We start from the raw sequence: 15,827 nt of genomic DNA on the forward strand, positions 1-15,827 counted from the left end.
GCGGCGTCGTCAGGTGCGGTGCGGTCAGATCAGGTTGGGCAGCAGGCGGGCGACCTGGTCGGCGACCGCGAGGCCGAGCGCGCTCAGCACGGGCACCCCGACGATCCAGCTCTGGTGGCGTCCCCAGCGCGACCAGGCCAGCGCCAGCGCGACGGCGGCCAGCAGCAGCGCCTCGCCCCAGAGCACCAGCGGCACCCAGGCGCCGTCCTCGGTGCCGAGCGCCTTCTCGGCGGCGGGCAGCGCGGCGGCGGTGAGCGGCCTGGCGTTCGCCTCCTGGACCTCGCTGGTCAGGTCGGCGTCCACCAGCAGCAGGCCGGACGGCGCGTAGAGCGGGCCGTCGGCGGTGACCAGCACCACCCGGCCGGCGCCCTTCTTCAGCGCCGGCGGCACCGGGTCGCCCGCCCGGCGGACGGTGACCACCCGGAAGGTGTGCCGACCCTGGCCGGTGGTGACGGTGAAGGTCTCCCCCGCCCGCAGCTGGCCGATGCCGCCGAACGGGCCGCCGAACCCGGCCTGCCGGCCGAGCAGCACGCTGGACCCGGCCTGCCCCGGCATCGCGGTGTCCCGCCGGTGACCGGGCCCGGCCGCCAGCACCTCACCGGTGCTGCCCTCCCGGATCACCTCGCGCAGGCCCAGCTGCGGGATCTCCAGCAGGGCCACCGGGGTGCCCGGCAGGACCGGCTTGCCGTCGGCGTCCAACTGGCCGATCGGCGCGGTGCCCTGAGCCAGCGAGAGCCGCAACTCGGCGTAGCCGCTCTGGTGGTCGCGCAGGTGGCGCAGCCCGCCGAGCGGACCGAAGTCGAACAGCAGGCCGAGCAGCAGCCCGGCCAGGATGGCCAGTGCGGCACCGGCCAACTGCGGTCCGTCCGGCCGGAGTCGGCGCGCCGGCGGGACCGCGGGCGCGGCGGGTGGCACCGGTGGTTCGGGGTGGGTCCCGGCCAGGGGCCCGGCCGGGGTCTCGGCCGGGGTCTCGGCCGGGGTCTCGGCCATCACGGCGGTCATTCGGCAGCCTCCTCGGCGGACGCCCGACGGGCCCGGATCCGACGGACGTACGGCACGGCCAGCCAGCCGGTCAGCAGCAGTCCGGCGGTGACGGCGATCCAGGAGTACAGCGGCACCCCCGAGTCGGCGGCCTGGGCGGCGGCCGACTTGGCCGCGCCGGACGCCGTACCGGCAGCCGGGTTGGGCACCGGGTCGGCGGCGGCGGCCTGGTGCAGCATGCCTGCGGGAGCCACCGCGGTGGTGGTCCAGTTGGTCGGGTCGGTGAAGGTGAGTACGACGGTGAAGTCCTTGACCGAGACGGGCCTGACCTTGTGCCGGCAGCTGGCGGTGATGGTGTAGTCACCCTTGAGCGGGCCCGAACCCGCCCGGGTGGCCACCACCTTGAGGGTGTTGGCCAGCGGCAGGATGAAGCCGCCGCTGGGTGCGACCCGGTAGACCGACGCGGCCACCGTCCCGGTCAACGGGGCGCCCTCGGCCGGGAATCCGGCACCGTTGATCCGTACCGCCAGGTAGTTGGCCGGGTCGGGGCACGGACCGGAGCTGAGCAGGTCGATCGAGTCGTCGTCGTGCCCCTTCGGGTAGTCGAAGGACAGCGTGCCGACCGGCTCGGCGGCGGACGCCCGAGGGGCGTACGGGAGTTGGCACAGCATCAGGACGGCCAGCAGCGCGGCGGCGGCCACCGGGGCGGGCAGCACCGGCGGCTTGGCGGCCGCTCCGGGGAGCGGGCGGCGGCGACGCCGGGCCAGCCACCAGCGGCCGGCCAGCAGGGCGAGCAGCAGCAGCGCCGCCAGCGTGGTCCAGGGGATCAGCGCGAAGCGGTGCTTGGAGACGTCGCTGACCAGCTTCGGGTCCTTGTCACCGGCCACCGGCAGCGGGTCGATGGTGATTCCGGCGGTGCCCCACAGCGTGGGGTAGACCCCGGAGACGTCGAAGCGGTAGTTGACCGCGTTGCCGGGCAGCAACTCCTGGAGGTCGGCCGGGGCGTTGCCGGTGGCGATCGAACCGAACAGGTTGGTGATCCGGACCGCCTGCTTGCCGCCGAGCCGGATGTTGCCGGTGTTGCGGACGGTGTAGCTGACCGTGGTCCGGCCGTTGTCCAAGGGGTTGGCGCTCGGGTGGTACACCGCCTTGGCGTTCTCCACCTTGAGCTCGGCCTTCAGGTCACCGGAGACCCGGATGTTCACCCGGGAGCCGACCCGCTGGTCGACCGTGACCGCATTGCCCTTGGCGTCCTTGCTCTCGGCCCGGACCGCGACCACGATGCCGGCCGCGTGGTCGCCGGGCGAGGCCTGCGCCGGGACGGCCAGGGTGAACGGGACGATCTGGCGGCTGCGGCCCGGCAGGGTGACCGAGTCGACCGCGGTCCGGATCCAACTCCCGGCCTGGGTCGAGGGCTTGCCGTCGGGCAGCACGTCGTAGCCGCCGCTGTCGGTGTTGAAAGCGTCGGCCGGGTAGAGCCGCACGGTGAGCGGCTGCTCGCCGTAGTTCCAGACCGCGACGTGGTCCTTGAGCAGCGCGCCGGGGGTGGCCGCGTAGGAGAAGGTGCCCCGGGCGTCCGGCTCGGTGGCGGTCGCGGGCTGGATGCCGAAGGTCTGCGCAGCGGGTGCCGCCTGAGCGGCCGGCGGGTCGTCGGCGTACGCCGTCCCAGCGGTCATCACCAGAGCGGCGACCGCCAGCAGGGGCAGTAGGAACCATCGGCGCATCGGCGGCGTCATCCTCGCTTGCTGGTACGGAAGTTGGGCACCGGCGGCCGGGCCGTCCACGGGTTCGACGTAGTGTCGCGCGGACGGACCGGCCGCCGGGTTAAGGGCGCACTCGGTCCCGGTGAACTACCGGTGTCAGATCGCCGTCAGGGTGAGCAGGCCCTGGTACGTCCCGGCCAGCGTGGAGGTCGGGGCGAGCAGGGTGAGGTCGGCGCCGAGCTTGGCGGTGCCGAGGCCGGTCGCGGTGGCCAGGGTCCGGGAGGACTTCAGGCCGAAGACACCCGCGTCGGCAGCCGCGACGGCGTTGGCCGGAGCGATCTGACCGCCGAGGTTGATCTTGAGACCGTCACCCTTGGAGACCAGGTTCGGGGCCCAGCCGAGGTTCTGCGCGTTGATCTGGTTGGCGCCCGAGGCGAACTGGTCCACCCGGCCGCTGACCGACCAGCCCGGCGCACCCGCGCGGGTGTCCGTGACGGTGACGGTCTGGATCGCACCGGTGGTGGAGTACAGGGTGCTGTCGCCGTTCAGGGTGAGCGGCGGCAGGGTGACGTTGGTGCCCGCCACGCTGATCACCAGGGCGCCGGGGGCGACCGTGGTGGTGATGGTCTCGAAGACCGGCGACGGGGGCAGCGGGTCGCCCGGGTTCGGGACGACCACCGGCGGGGTGACGGTGAACGGCACGACCGGGGAGGTCGAGGCCGCGAAGTCGGCCGGGACGGCCGGGACGAAGGTGGCGGTCAGCAGGTGGTCGCCCTCCGCCAGGTTGGCGACGGTCAGCCCGGCGGTGCCGGCGTTCGCCGACTGGGTGCCGAGCAGCGTGCCGCCGTCACGGAACTCGACCGCACCGGGCGTGCCGGCCGGGGTCACGGTGGCGCTCAGCGCGACCGGGGTGTTCTTGGCAGCCGAGCCGGCCGGGGTGATGGCCAGCGCGGTGGTGGTCGCGGCGGCACCCTTGGGGCTGATGGTGTAGCTGACCGTGGAGGACGTCGAGCCCAGGAAGGCGGTCGAGGTCGAGGTGAAGACCGCGGACAGGTTGTGCGCACCCAGGGTCAGGGTGTTGACGGTCAGCTCGGCCGCACCGGCCGTCACGGCGACCGGGGTGCCCAGCGCGGTGCTGCCGTCCAGGAACTGGACGGTGCCCTGGGCGGCCGGGGTGACCGCGGCGGAGAGCTTGACGTCGCCGCCGACGGTGGCGGAACCGTTCGGGGTGACGGTCAGCGCGGTGCTGGTGGCGGTCGCGACCGGCGTGGTGTCCACCGTGGTGTAGCTGGTGGGCGTGTTGAAGTTGATCGCGCCGACGAAGTCACCGAAGTAGGTGGTGCCGAGCTTGGCACGGCAGCGCAGCCGGAACTCGTACTTGCCGGCCAGCGTGGAGAAGCCGTTCTTCTGCGCGAAGCCGCGCATGGTGTCGCTCAGCGGCACCGTCAGGTGGCCCTGGCCGTCGACCGGGAAGTTGGACTGGGCCTGGTTCGCGGTGACGCCGAAGCCGTCCACCGGGAAGCCGGCACCGAAGACCAGGCCCTGCAGGTTGGTACCGCCGGGGCAGGCGGCGGAACTGACCAGGCTGATCAGCTCCTCGTCGGTGCCTGTCGCCGGGTTGAGGGTCAGGGTGCCGACGGTCGGGACCGTCTCGGCCGCGTGCGCGGCGGTACCGGCCATGGTGATGCTGCCGGCGGCCAGGAGGGTGGCTGCGCCGATCGCGATGGTGCGCGGGATGCGAATGCTCACGGTTCTGGTGTGCCTTTCAGGCAGAGAGACGCGGAGGGTTGAGGGAAGGTCAGTTGCCGGAGTTGCGGGAGGTGTCACCGCAGTTGTCGTTGGTGCCGAAGCCGTACTGCTTGATCAGGTCGGCGCGCGAGCAGATCTTCGAGGTCTTGCCGACGAAGACGTCGCTCCACGGGCTGACGCCGACCTTGCTGGTCGGGATGACGTTGTAGACGTCACGGGTGGCGGCGGCACCGGTGTTCAGCAGCATCGACGGGACACCGTTGATGTTGCCGAGCTGGGCAGCGCCGCGGATGTCGGGGATGGTGCTGGCGCTCTGCGCGAGGTACTGGGCGATCGAGAACGGCACCAGCGACTTGCTGTCGAGCACGCGGCCGTCGTGCTCCTCGATCTTCTTGCCGCCCTTGGTGTCGGTGACACAGGGGTAGCGGTTGGCGCTCAGGTCGCCCTCGGTGATGCCGACCACGGTCAGCCAGTACGAGCGGGTGCCGGAGCCGCTCTGCGGAAGCAGCGGGCGGATGTCCCAGTTCGGGGCGGTGCCGACGAAGCCGGGGTCACAGGTGTAGAGGGCGTGCAGGTCGGCCGTGCTGAGGTCGAGCGGCAGCACGCTGCCCGCGCCGACGGCGTAGGTGACGGCGTCGACGGCGAACGGGACGTAGGTCAGACCGGGGGTGCTGGCGGTCACGTTGAGGCTGGAGGAACGGGAGAAGTCCAGGCAGCCGTTGCCCTTGTTCAGCTCGTTCAGCAGGGCGGTGCGGCCCGCACCGGAGCCGTTCGGGCGGGTCAGGCCCTGGCAGGCGGCGGCGGCCTTGGTGTTGATGGTCGCGGAGCCGGTCGCGTTGTAGGAGCCGATCAGCTTCTCACCGGTCGGGCCGGTGATGGCGTCGGCCATCGCGTTCATGACGCCCTGGGTGGTGTCGGAGCCGACGCCCGCGAGCTGACGGTAGACCGGGACGCCGGTCGGGTCCGCCTGGGCGGTCCCGGTACCGGCCACCACCAGGCCGAGGCCGGCGGCGACGGTCACACACTTGGCCAGGTTGCTCTTGGTGAGACTCTTCACTGTTCTTCGTCCTTTTCGGGCAGCTCTCAAGCACGGCCGGAGGGTTCTCCGGCCGCGTGGCGCACATGCGTTGGCGTGGTACTGGTGGTGGTGTGGTCTTGGGGCCCGCCGGGTCCCCGGCCGCTCAGGGCCGGGGACGCCGATTGCGGAGCAGGCGCGGCAGGAACAGCCCGGCTGCACCGGCCAGCAGACCGGTGATCAGCACGCCGAGCAGCAGGTAGCGGGCCGAACCCACGTCGCTGTCAGCCGTCCGGGCGACCGGGACGACCGGCTTGGGCGTGAGCACGACGGGAGTGTGCGCGGCGGTCGGGCCGGGGGCGGGCGGGGCGGTGGGCGCGTTGTCGACCGGCGGCTGGTGCTGGACCGTACCGGCTCCGGCCGGGGCCACGGCGGCCTCGGTGGCCGGTGGGGCGGCCCGCCGCGTCGGGGACGTGCTGGGCTCCGGCTCGGGCACGCCCGCGTTCTTCTCCACCAGCTCGGCCACCCGCCGGAGCTGGACCCGCATCTTCTCCGGCAACGGCACGTACCCGTCCGGCAGTTGGCCGAGCGAGACGCCGTGCACCTGGCCGGTGTCGGCCGCGTAGCGGAGCAGACCGGCGTACGCCTTGCCGCCGGCCGCGTCGAGGGCCGACGGGACGGTGGCGGCGAAGGTGGTGATGGTCAGCGGGTAGCCGCCGGCCACCGGCAGGCCAGGCGGAATGACCGCGATCCGGGCCGGGTCCGCAGGCGTCGCCGCGTTCGCCATGGCGAGCAGCGTGGTCTCGGTCGGGGCGACGAACTCGCCCGCACCGTTGCGGAGTTTGGCGGTGCTCAGCCCGTACCGCGCGGCCTGGGCGGTGGTGGCCAGTGCCATCAGCGACCGCAGACCCTGCGGCTGCGGCGGGTCCTTCTTCATCGAGGGCGGAATGCTGTCCGCACTCCAGACCGACTTGCCGGTGGTGTCACCGCGGGCGGCGAACCGGGCAGCGTCCCCCATCGAGGAGAGGTAGGGGTGCGACTCCGTGTTGCACCAGTCGGGGCGGCCCTCGGACTTCTCGAACTCCTGGCAGTAGTCGTCCTGCTTGGGGTAGTTCGAGCGGGGGTAGCTGGTTTCCAGCCTGGTGAAGGCCTGGTTGACCCGGTCCTTCCACTTCGGGTGGACTTCGCCGCTCAGGAAGGCCTTGGCCTCCGGGTCGCCTTGCAGCCACTTCCAGAGCTGCTGGGCGGCGTCGCTCGAACCCAGCGGCAGCATCAGGTCCGGCACCCGGGCTCCGAAGAAGTACTTGAACTGCGGGTTCAGCTCCAGGAACTCCGGGTCGCTGAGCAGGTCCAGCGGGTTGGTGTCCGGCACGTCCTTGTCACCCGGGTTGACCGCGTACTGGTAGCTCTGGGTGACCAGCTTGGCGACCAGACGGGGCGTCAGGTTCATCTCCGGCATCCGCTGCCCCTCCTGCTTGCGGACGTCCTCCGGGGCCCGGATCGAGGACTGGTTCTCGATGTCGAAGGCGATGGTGAGCCCGGACAGCGCGATCGGCGCGTAGACCGGGGTCCGGCCGGGCGTCTGCTCCTCGACCGCCAGCGGGTAGCCGAGGAAGTCGAGACCGGGGTTGCCGCCCTGCAGCCGCTCCCTGGCCGTGTCGTCGCTGCCCTGCGAGAAGTTGAAGATGCCGCCCGCCTGCCGGCACAGCACCGGCTGCCAGCGCTGCATCGCCTCGGACATCAACTCGTTGCCGTCCGTGGGCCGTTCGGAGCTGCCGATCGGGCAGGACAGGCCGACCTGTTCGAAGCCGAGCGGGACCACCAGGCGCTTGGCCCAGTTGGTGGTGGAGAGCGGAGTGGACTGGAGCTTGCCGCCGCCGGCGGTCGGCACCTTGCCGTCCACGTCCAGCTCGCCGCGCGGCACGATCACCAGCCAGCACCGGTGCAGCGGTGCGTCGGCCGCCTTGCTCACCGGCTGCCCGCAGCCCAGGCCCGGGGCCTCCATGCCGCTCTGCATCTCGAAGAAGAGCTGCCCACTGCCGTCGGCCCTGGTCGGGGCGAACGGCACCTCGTTGGTGGTCTGCGCGTTGTAGAAGGAGCTGGTGCCGCCGGTCTCCGGAGCCGCGCCGGTGGCGGAACGGAACGGGACGTAGACGTTCTCGTTCGGCTTGGTCTGCTTGATCGGCTCGGCGTCGTCGACCAGCGCCGGACCGAAGTTGAGCTGCCGCTGGGACACGAAGTCACCGGCCGAGATCCGGGAGTCCCCCTTGGTCGCCCCGTACTGGCACTGCTCCCGGTCCGGGCCGGTCGCGTCATCGCCCCAGCACTGCATGAACTGGAGGTAGTTGCGCCCGAACGCCCGCGGGTTCGGCACAGTCTGCTTGCCGCCCTTCCAGGTGATCTCGACCACCTGGTTCACCAGGTGGTCGGTCTGCGGGACGGTCACCTCCAGGTTGGCGAACTCACCGGCGCCCTTGACCGTGACCGGCTTCGGGTCGTTGGTCACCGGGCCCGAACTCGGAGAGCTCGCGGCCGACCCGACCGCGGCCGAACCGCCCGCCGTCGTCAAGGACTTCGCACCGGACTTCGCACCGGTGCCCGACTGTCCGGCAGCCTGGGCAGGGGCCTTCGGGTCGATCCCCACCGGGGCACCGGTGATCGGGTCGACCGGGATCTCGGGCTTGGCCGAAGTCCCGGCGGCCACCCCGACCGGGGTGTCGCCCGGGCCGGCCGAGAGCGCCGCTCCGGCCGCGGTGACGAGCAGCAGGCCGAGTACTCCTGCGGTCCGCAGCGCCCGCCGGGCACTGCCGTTGACGGTCCGTCGGCTCACAGCTCTTCATCCCGTCTGCGAGCCGCCCGGCCCGCGATCACCGGCGGCAGCACGATGACCGCGCCGAGCAGCAGCCCGGCGATCACCATCAGCGAGGTCCGCAGTCCGCTGCCCGCCGAGGCGGCCACCTCGATCGCGGTGGCACTCACGCTCTGCCCGCTGCCGCCACCGGCGGCTCCGCCGTCACCACCACCGAGCGCGGGGTCGTCCGCCGCTGCCTCGCCGCCCGTCCCGCCGACGGCTCCGGTGCCCGCCGCACCGCCGGCCGCCGCAGCCGCACCACCGGTCGCACCACCCGTTCCGGCCCCGTTGCCGTTCCCCGCGCCGCCGGTCGAGGTGCTGCTGCCCGTCTGGGTGCCGGTGGGCTTGGTGCCGGCGGCACCGCACTGGGACGTCGCGCCCTTCTTGTCGCACTCGGGCGGCTGGGGGGCACTGGCCACGTAGGGGTTGGTGCCGTCCTTGCCGAAGGTCGGATTGCTGCAGGCGGCCGGGTCGAAGGCCTTCTTCTCACTGCCCGGGATCTTCCCCAGCTGGTCGAAGCCGGAGGTGACCAGCTGCGGGGTGAGCGGCGAGTAGCCGTTGTCACCGACCTTCTTCTGGCCCTCGCAGAGGAAGTAGTAGCCGAAGGCGCTCAGTGCCGCGCCCTTGTCCTTGGTGAAGTTCTTCGTCTCGGCGGTGTGCACCACCATGTAGCTGTAGCTGGAGAGCGGGTAGGAGGCCGCTGCCGGGCTGTCGTAGACGTCGTCCAGCATCTGGGTCAGGTCCGGGTTGATCCGGGCGTTGACCAGGGCGACCGCGACGTTCTGCCCGGTCGGGCCGACGTAGTAGCCGGCCTTGTTGAGCACCTTGGCGACCGGGAACTTGGCCTCCTTGGCGTAGGAGTACTCGACGTAGGTGATGGCACCGTTGTTGCCCTCGTTGGCGACCGAGGAGGCCACCGTGATCGAGCTGCCCAGCGCCTTCCAGGTGGAGCCGTTCAGCAGCGGGAAGAACGAGGTCATCCCACAGGCCGCACCGCGCGGGGTGCGGCGGCAGTAGTCGTCCCAGATCGGCTGCTGACGCTTGCTCAGCCAGGTGGTGAACTGCGCGGTGGTACCGGAGCCGTCCGAGCGGACCACCGGGTGGACCTCGACGTGCGGCAGTTCCAGGCCCGGGTTGTCGGCCTTCACCAGCGGGTCGTCCCAGTGGGTGATGCCACCGGTGAAGAGCTTGGCGATCACCTCGCCGGAGAGCCGCAGGTCGGTCACCCGCTTGCCGTTGATCTTCAGGTTGTACATGAAGGAGGTGCCACCCGCGACGATCGGCAGGTAGGCCGACGGGAACGGCGGCGGTGCGTCGTACTGGCCGCCGTCGGTGAGCCCGTAGGGGATCTCGGTCACCGCGAAGTCGGTGGCGTCGTTCTTGAACTGGTTCCGGCCGAACGAGGACCCCTGCGGGTCGAAGTCGACGGTCATGCCGTACTGGCGGACGTTCTTGATCCAGCCGTCGACCGCGTTGTAGCTCCAGGTGGAACCCGCGCCGCTGATCCGCAGGTAGCCGGCGGCCTCGGCCCGGTGGGCCGCGCCGAACAGCAGCGAGGTGGCGAACACCGCGAGCGCGGTGAGCAGGGTGAGGGTGCGGGTGATCACGGGCGCCTTCCGGGCGGAGTGGACGACGGGGTTGGTCATCCGGACCAGGTCGGCCGCGGACTGCCGGACCCGGCTTTCACGCTGACGCCGGCTCAGCTCACCCGGGCCCCGGCCGCCGAGGGTCCGGGCGACCACGAAGAGCAGCAGCACCAGGCCGAGCAGCAGCGCCGCCGCTCCGAAGGCCCGGGCGGCCTGCAGCTCGGACGGGAACTTGATCAGGGTGAAGGCCATCAGCGGCAGCGAGGTCTGCGGGTCGCGGGTCGGGTCCAGGTTGAGGTTCTTGGTGTAGCCGGAGCAGAGCAGCACCGGCGAGGTCTCGCCGATCCCGCGCGCCGCGCCCAGGATCACCGCGGTGGCCAGACCCGACCTGGCGCTCGGCAGGGTCACCGTCCAGACCGTCCGCCAGCGTCCGGCGCCGAGCGCGTAGGACGCCTCCTTGAGCGAGGCGGGCACCAGCCGGAGCACCACGTCGGAGGCCCGGATCAGGATCGGCAGCATCATCACCGAGAGCGCCACCCCGGCGGCCAGGCCCGATCGGGGCAGCCCCAGGGTGAGCACCATCACCGCGTAGATGAACAGCCCTGCCAGGATCGACGGCAGCGCGGTCATCGCCTCGACCAGGGTGCGCACCAGCCGGCTGAACCGGCCCGGCACCTCGCTCATGAAGACCGCGCAGCTGAACCCGAGCGGGATGGTGATGGCCAGTGAGATGGCGATCTGCGTCAGCGTGCCGACCATCGCGTGCAGCGCACCACCGTGGTCCAGCGGGTCGGTCGGCCCGGCGTCGGCCAGGTCCTCGGTGAAGAAGTTGCTGTACGAGAGGGCCGACCAGCCCTTCATGAAGACGTAGCCGACCACCCAGAACAGGACCCCGATCAGCACCGCGGCCAGGCTGTGCACCACGGCCGAGGCCAGGCGGTCACGGACCGTCAGCGGGCCCTCGTCCCGGGAGACCAGCAGCGCGTACAGGCCGAGGAAACAGAGCCAGCTGCAGACCACGAAGCCGATCCCGCCGTTGAACGGGGTGAGCCGCTGGAACAGCACCGCGGAGGTCGCCACCGCCCCGGCCAGGCTGCCCCAGAAGGCGTAGTGGTCGGAGGCGCGGCGGGCGTTGATCCGGCGGGGGCGCTGCGGGGCCGCCCCGGCCGGCGGGGTGACCACGGTGGTCCTGGGGGGTGCGGTGGTGGTGGTCATGAGCTGGCCCCCGAGCGGCTGCGGGCGACCACGGCGGCCGCGGCGAAGTTGACCACCAGGGTCAGCAGGAACAGGGTGAGCCCGGCCGCCATCAGGGCGGAGACCGAGAAGTCGGTGGAGTCGCCGTAGCGCAGCGCGATCAGCGGGGCGACCGCGCTGCCGCCGCTCTGCAGCACGTGCGGCTGGATCTCGAAGTTCATCGACAGGATCAGGTAGACCGTGATGGTCTCGCCCAGTGCCCGGCCGAGACCGAGCATGGTGCCGCCGATGATCCCGCCCCGGCCGAACGGCAGCACCACCGAGCGGATCATGCCCCAGCGGGTGGAGCCGAGCGCGTACGCGCCCTCCCGCTCACCGGCCGGCGCCTGGTCGAACACCTCGCGCATGATCGAGCACATGATCGGCGTGATCATGAAGCCCACCACGATGCCCGCCATCAGCGTGGAGGCGGTGTACACCAGCGGCGGCGTCAGCGGGTCGTCCGGGTCGGCACCGTTGACCCGGAACAGCGGGATCCAACCGAAGTAGGTGGACACCCACCGTGCCACGCCGGTCAGTTGGTACTGCAGCAGCATGAAGCCCCAGACCCCGTAGACCACGCTGGGCACGGCGGCCATCAGGTCGACCATGCTGACCAGCGTCCGGCGCAGTTTCCGGGGCGCATACTCGCTGATGTAGAGCGCGCTGCCGAGTGCCAGCGGAACCGCCACCAGCACCGCCGTCCCGCCGATCAGCAGCGTGCCGATCAGCACCGCGGCGATCCCGAACTGGCCGTGGCCACCGTCCGGGTTCCAGGTCTCGGTGGTCAGGAAGGAGAGTCCGGCAACCGAGAGCGCCTCGGTGGCCCGGACCGCCAGATAGCCGCCGACGCCGAGCATCACCGCCAGCACGAACACGCCGCTGGTCCTGGCCCAGACCAGGAAGATCCGGTCGGCCAGACCGGGATTGACCGTGAGCGCCCTCGGGCGGTCCTGGACGATCGGGGTGTCGGCACTCATCCGACACCTCCACGGGCGGTGTCGGCCGCGCTCCGTGCACCTGCCAGAAAACGGGCGAGGTTGTACTGGCACTCGCGCTGCCGCCGGTAGCCGCGGGCCGAGTGGGCCACCGTCCGGCCGTCCAACTCAAGCCGCCAGAGCCACAGTTGGCCGTGCTCCATGGAGCAGATGGTGGTCCGGCCCTGGTCCACCCGGTGCTGGAACTCCTCGATCGCCACCCGGCAGGAGGCGGCATCCTGGAAGATCTCCTGACTCTGTCCCAGGTGCCGGTTGTTGGCACCGAGGAGTCGCCAGACCGTCCCACCCGACGCGATGTCAGGGCGGGCCGGTCTGCTGACGATCAGAAATCTGGGGTGTCCCATGCCGGTGCTCGCCCTTCCGCAGCGCTGCTTGGCCGAAAGCGACTGTCGCGGCTCAGAAACGCGGCTCAGGTGCGCCCGGATGAACACCGGACACGGGACGGCTTAACGAACGGTGCGCAGGTCCTCCACGGATCACACACCCCACGTACGAATCTGACGATACGTCAGGCCTGCCCCACCTCCAGCGCCAGCACCAACGGCCGGTCGGCCGAACTGCGGCCCGCCTCGACCGTGTACGTACCCGGCCGGGTGACCCAGCCCTGGCCGGCCATCCAGGTCTGCGCGGCCCGCTCCGGCACCGTCACCCGGGCCGTCACGCTCTCGCCCGGCGCCGCCTCCACCACCGCGAAACCGGCCAGCTGACGGTCCGGCCGGGTGCGGTCCACCCCGTCGGTGGCCAGATAGACCTGGACCACCTCACGGCCCGCCCTGGCCCCGGTGTTGCGGACCCGGACACAGACCTCGGCCAGCACGCCCGACTGCTCGCCGCGTCGCGCCTCCAGCCCCTCGTACGCCCACTCGGTGTAGCCCCGGCCCTCGCCGAACCAGTACGCGGGCTGCGCACCGGCCCGGCGCTGCCAGGCCCGGTAGCCGATGAACAGGCCCTCCTCGTAGACGAGTCGGCCGTCGGTCGGCTCGACCTCCCAGACCGGCGCGTCGGCCTCCTCGGCGGGCCAGGTGGTGGGCAGCCGCCCGCCCGGCTCGGCCAGGCCGACCAGCACGTCGGCCAGCGCCGCCCCGGCCTCCTGGCCGGGGAACCAGGCCAGCAGCACCGCTGCCGCCTGCTCGCGCCACGGCATCAGCACCGGGGCACCGGCGTTGACCACCACCACGGTGCGCGGGTTGACCGCCAGCACCCGGGACACCAGCTCGTCCTGCCGCCCCGGCAGCCGCAGCGCGGACCGGTCCACGCCCTCGCTCTCCACCTCCTCGGTGGTGCCGACCACCACCACCGCCACCTCGGCGGCGCGGGCCGCCTCGACCGCCTGCTCGATCAACTCGTCGGCGGAGGCGATCGGCTCGGCGTGGCCCAGGGTGAAGGAGACCAGCCCGAAGCCGGAGAACGCGCTCGCCTCCGGCAGCGTGCAGGTCAGCCTGACCTCGGCCGGGCCGGTCAGCTCCAGCCCGAACCGCCGCTCCGGCGGGCTCAGGAAGGCCGCCGCCGGGTCCTCGCCCTCGGGCAGCAGCAGGCCGTCGAAGAGCAGCTGGCCGGCCGCCTCCAGCCGGTAGTGGCCGACCCCTCGGATCGCCACCTGGTGCTCGCCGGACCGCTCCGGGGTCACCGTGGTCTCCAGCACCACCCTGCGCAGGTCACCGAACGAGACGTCGCCGGGCAGCGTGCCTAGCCAGCGCACACCGCCGTCCACGGTGGCCGCCGTCCCGAGCAACCCACCGTCCGCGTCCAGCAGTTCGGCGCGGCCGGGGAAGCCGGCCGGGGGCAGGAAGGTCCGCGGGTCGGCGCCGACCTCGAAGCCCAGCTCGACCTCCGCGCCGAGCGCGGCGCGCAGCCCCTCCAGCGGCGAGACCACCCGGGTCGGGAAGACCTGGGCACTGCCGCCGCCACCGATCCGGACCTCGGCCGCCGCCGCGCCGATCAGTGCCACCTTCGTGCCCGGGGCCGGGGCCAGCGGCAGCACGCCGCCCTCGTTGCGCAGCAGGACGAAGGAGCGCGCCGCCAGCTCCCGGGCCAGCGCCTCGCCGTCGATCTCGGCGGGCAGCCGGTCGGCCGACACCGCCGCCGGCGCACCGGCCAGCAGGCCCACCCGGGCGGCCAGCCGGAGGACCCGGCGGGCCAGCTCGTCCACCGTCCGCTCGGGCACCAGGCCCTCCTGGACCGCCTTCACCAGGTGCTCGCCGTACACCGTGGCCGGGCCCGGCATCGCCACGTCCAGCCCGCCCAGCGCGGACCGCACGGTGTCCCTGGCCCCGGTCCAGTCCGAGACCAGCACCCCGTCGAAGCCCCACTCCTCGCGCAGCACCCGGTTGTTGAGCTCGTCGTGCTCGCTCATGGTCGGGCCGTTCACCGAGTTGTACGCGGCCATCAGCCCCCAGGGGCTGGCCTTCTTCACGATGATCTCGAACGGGGCCAGGTAGAGCTCGCGCAGGGTGCGCTCGTCCAACCGCACGTCCACCGTGAAGCGGTCGGTCTCCGAGTCGTTGCCGACGAAGTGCTTGGGGGTGGTGGCCACCCCGCCGTCCTGCACCCCGGACACCAGCGCCGCGCCCAGCTCGCCGGTCAGCAGCGGGTCCTCCGAGTAGCACTCGAAGTGCCGACCGCCGCGCGGGCTGCGGTGCAGGTTCACGGTCGGCGCCAGCACCACGTGGGCACCCTTGCGGCGGGCCTCCTGGGCCAGCAACTGCCCGGCCCTGCGCACCAGTTCGAGATCCCAGGTGGCGGCCAGCGCGGTCGGCGAGGGGATCGAGACGGACGGGTCGTCCGGCGTCCACTGCTCGCCGCGCACCCCGGCCGGGCCGTCCGACATCACCAGCCGGCCGAGGCCGATCTCCTCGTTGGCGGGCAGCGACCACATGTCGGCACCGGCCAGCAGCGCCACCTTGGCGGGCAGGTCCAGCGTGGCGAGTGCGGCCTGGACGGCGGCTTCCCTGGCGAGCTCGGTCATCTGCGTCTCCTTGTCGTTCATGCTCAGATCCAGCCGTCGAGCGAGGTCATGAAGCCCTCGAAGTCGTCCCGGTGGATGGTGTGGCCCGCGCCCGGCACGGTGCGCACCTCGAAGCCCCGCTCCCGCAGCCGCTCCGCGTCCATCGGGCCCACCAGGAAGCTGGGGTCGGCGAGTTGGACCAGCGAGGGCACCACCGGGGCGGCCGGCAGGCCCGCGTACCCGAGGTGCGAGGTGAGCGACCGGGCGCTGTCCGGGTCCCAGGCGGCCAGCGTGGCCAGCTCGACCTCGACGTCCGCCTGCTCCCAGCGCGGGTTCATCGCGGTGATCTGCTCGGCGGTCGCCTGGCCGGCGAAGCCGACGAACAGCTCGGGGTCGATGCCGGAGTCGGCGAACAGCCAGGCGGGGTCGGAGAAGACCGCCCGCTGCGGCCGCAGCCGGTCCACCGCCCAGCGCAGCGAGAGCCCGCCGAGCGAGTGCCCGATGGCGAGTTCGGCACCGGCCGGCAGGGTGGCCACCAGGTCGTCCGCGTACTGGGCGGGGCTGTACCGATCGGCCGGGGTCTCCCCCGTGCCGCGCGGGCTCGTACCGTGACCGCGCAGGTCCACCGCGATCACCCGGTAACCGCGCTCGGCCAGCGCGGGGCCGACCCGGCGCCAGGTCCGGTGGTCGGACATGATGCCGTGCACCAGCAGCGCCACGCGGTCGCCGGTACCCCACTCCTGAGTGTGCAACTTCACTTGCTCGAT

Annotated in this window: 10 protein-coding genes; all 10 read right to left on the bottom strand. The window is 72.3% G+C overall.

Going from position 1 to position 15,827, the window contains the following annotated elements:
• Positions 1–24: 24 nt before the first annotated feature.
• A complete protein-coding gene (locus ACXJMZ_RS11110; RefSeq protein WP_457029838.1) occupies positions 25–1,002 on the bottom strand; it encodes a sortase in 978 nt (325 codons plus the stop codon).
• On the bottom strand, positions 999–2,705 hold the full coding sequence (locus ACXJMZ_RS11115) for a hypothetical protein (RefSeq protein ID WP_457029839.1): 1,707 nt from the start codon (positions 2,703–2,705) through the stop codon (positions 999–1,001). The genes ACXJMZ_RS11110 and ACXJMZ_RS11115 overlap by 4 nt, the downstream gene beginning before the upstream one ends.
• A 135-nt stretch (positions 2,706–2,840) precedes the next feature.
• Positions 2,841–4,433, bottom strand: coding sequence for an Ig-like domain-containing protein (locus tag ACXJMZ_RS11120; protein WP_457029840.1), 1,593 nt, complete (start codon positions 4,431–4,433; stop codon positions 2,841–2,843).
• Between the two features lie 49 nt (positions 4,434–4,482).
• Positions 4,483–5,490, bottom strand: coding sequence for a hypothetical protein (locus tag ACXJMZ_RS11125; protein WP_457029841.1), 1,008 nt, complete (start codon positions 5,488–5,490; stop codon positions 4,483–4,485).
• Between the two features lie 124 nt (positions 5,491–5,614).
• Complete coding sequence (locus tag ACXJMZ_RS11130; RefSeq protein WP_457029842.1) at positions 5,615–8,278, bottom strand: hypothetical protein; 2,664 nt, start codon at positions 8,276–8,278, stop codon at positions 5,615–5,617.
• The gene (pstA, locus tag ACXJMZ_RS11135) at positions 8,275–11,100 is read right to left on the bottom strand and encodes a phosphate ABC transporter permease PstA (RefSeq protein WP_457029843.1); all 2,826 of its coding nucleotides are present in this window, start codon (positions 11,098–11,100) and stop codon (positions 8,275–8,277) included. The genes ACXJMZ_RS11130 and pstA overlap by 4 nt, the downstream gene beginning before the upstream one ends.
• Entirely contained in the window at positions 11,097–12,098 is a 1,002-nt protein-coding gene (gene pstC, locus ACXJMZ_RS11140) for a phosphate ABC transporter permease subunit PstC (RefSeq protein ID WP_457029844.1), read from the bottom strand. The genes pstA and pstC overlap by 4 nt, the downstream gene beginning before the upstream one ends.
• Positions 12,095–12,460, bottom strand: a complete 366-nt coding sequence (locus tag ACXJMZ_RS11145) for a hypothetical protein (protein ID WP_457029845.1) — start codon at positions 12,458–12,460, stop codon at positions 12,095–12,097. The genes pstC and ACXJMZ_RS11145 overlap by 4 nt, the downstream gene beginning before the upstream one ends.
• 164 nt (positions 12,461–12,624) lie before the next feature.
• Entirely contained in the window at positions 12,625–15,102 is a 2,478-nt protein-coding gene (locus ACXJMZ_RS11150; RefSeq protein WP_457029846.1) for a beta-glucosidase, read from the bottom strand.
• A 2-nt stretch (positions 15,103–15,104) separates the two neighbouring features.
• Positions 15,105–15,818 (bottom strand): alpha/beta fold hydrolase, encoded by a 714-nt coding sequence (locus ACXJMZ_RS11155; protein WP_457029847.1) that lies wholly within the window; start codon positions 15,816–15,818, stop codon positions 15,105–15,107.
• Between the last annotated feature and the right edge of the window lie 9 nt (positions 15,819–15,827).

Source organism: Kitasatospora sp. P5_F3, from assembly GCF_054049135.1.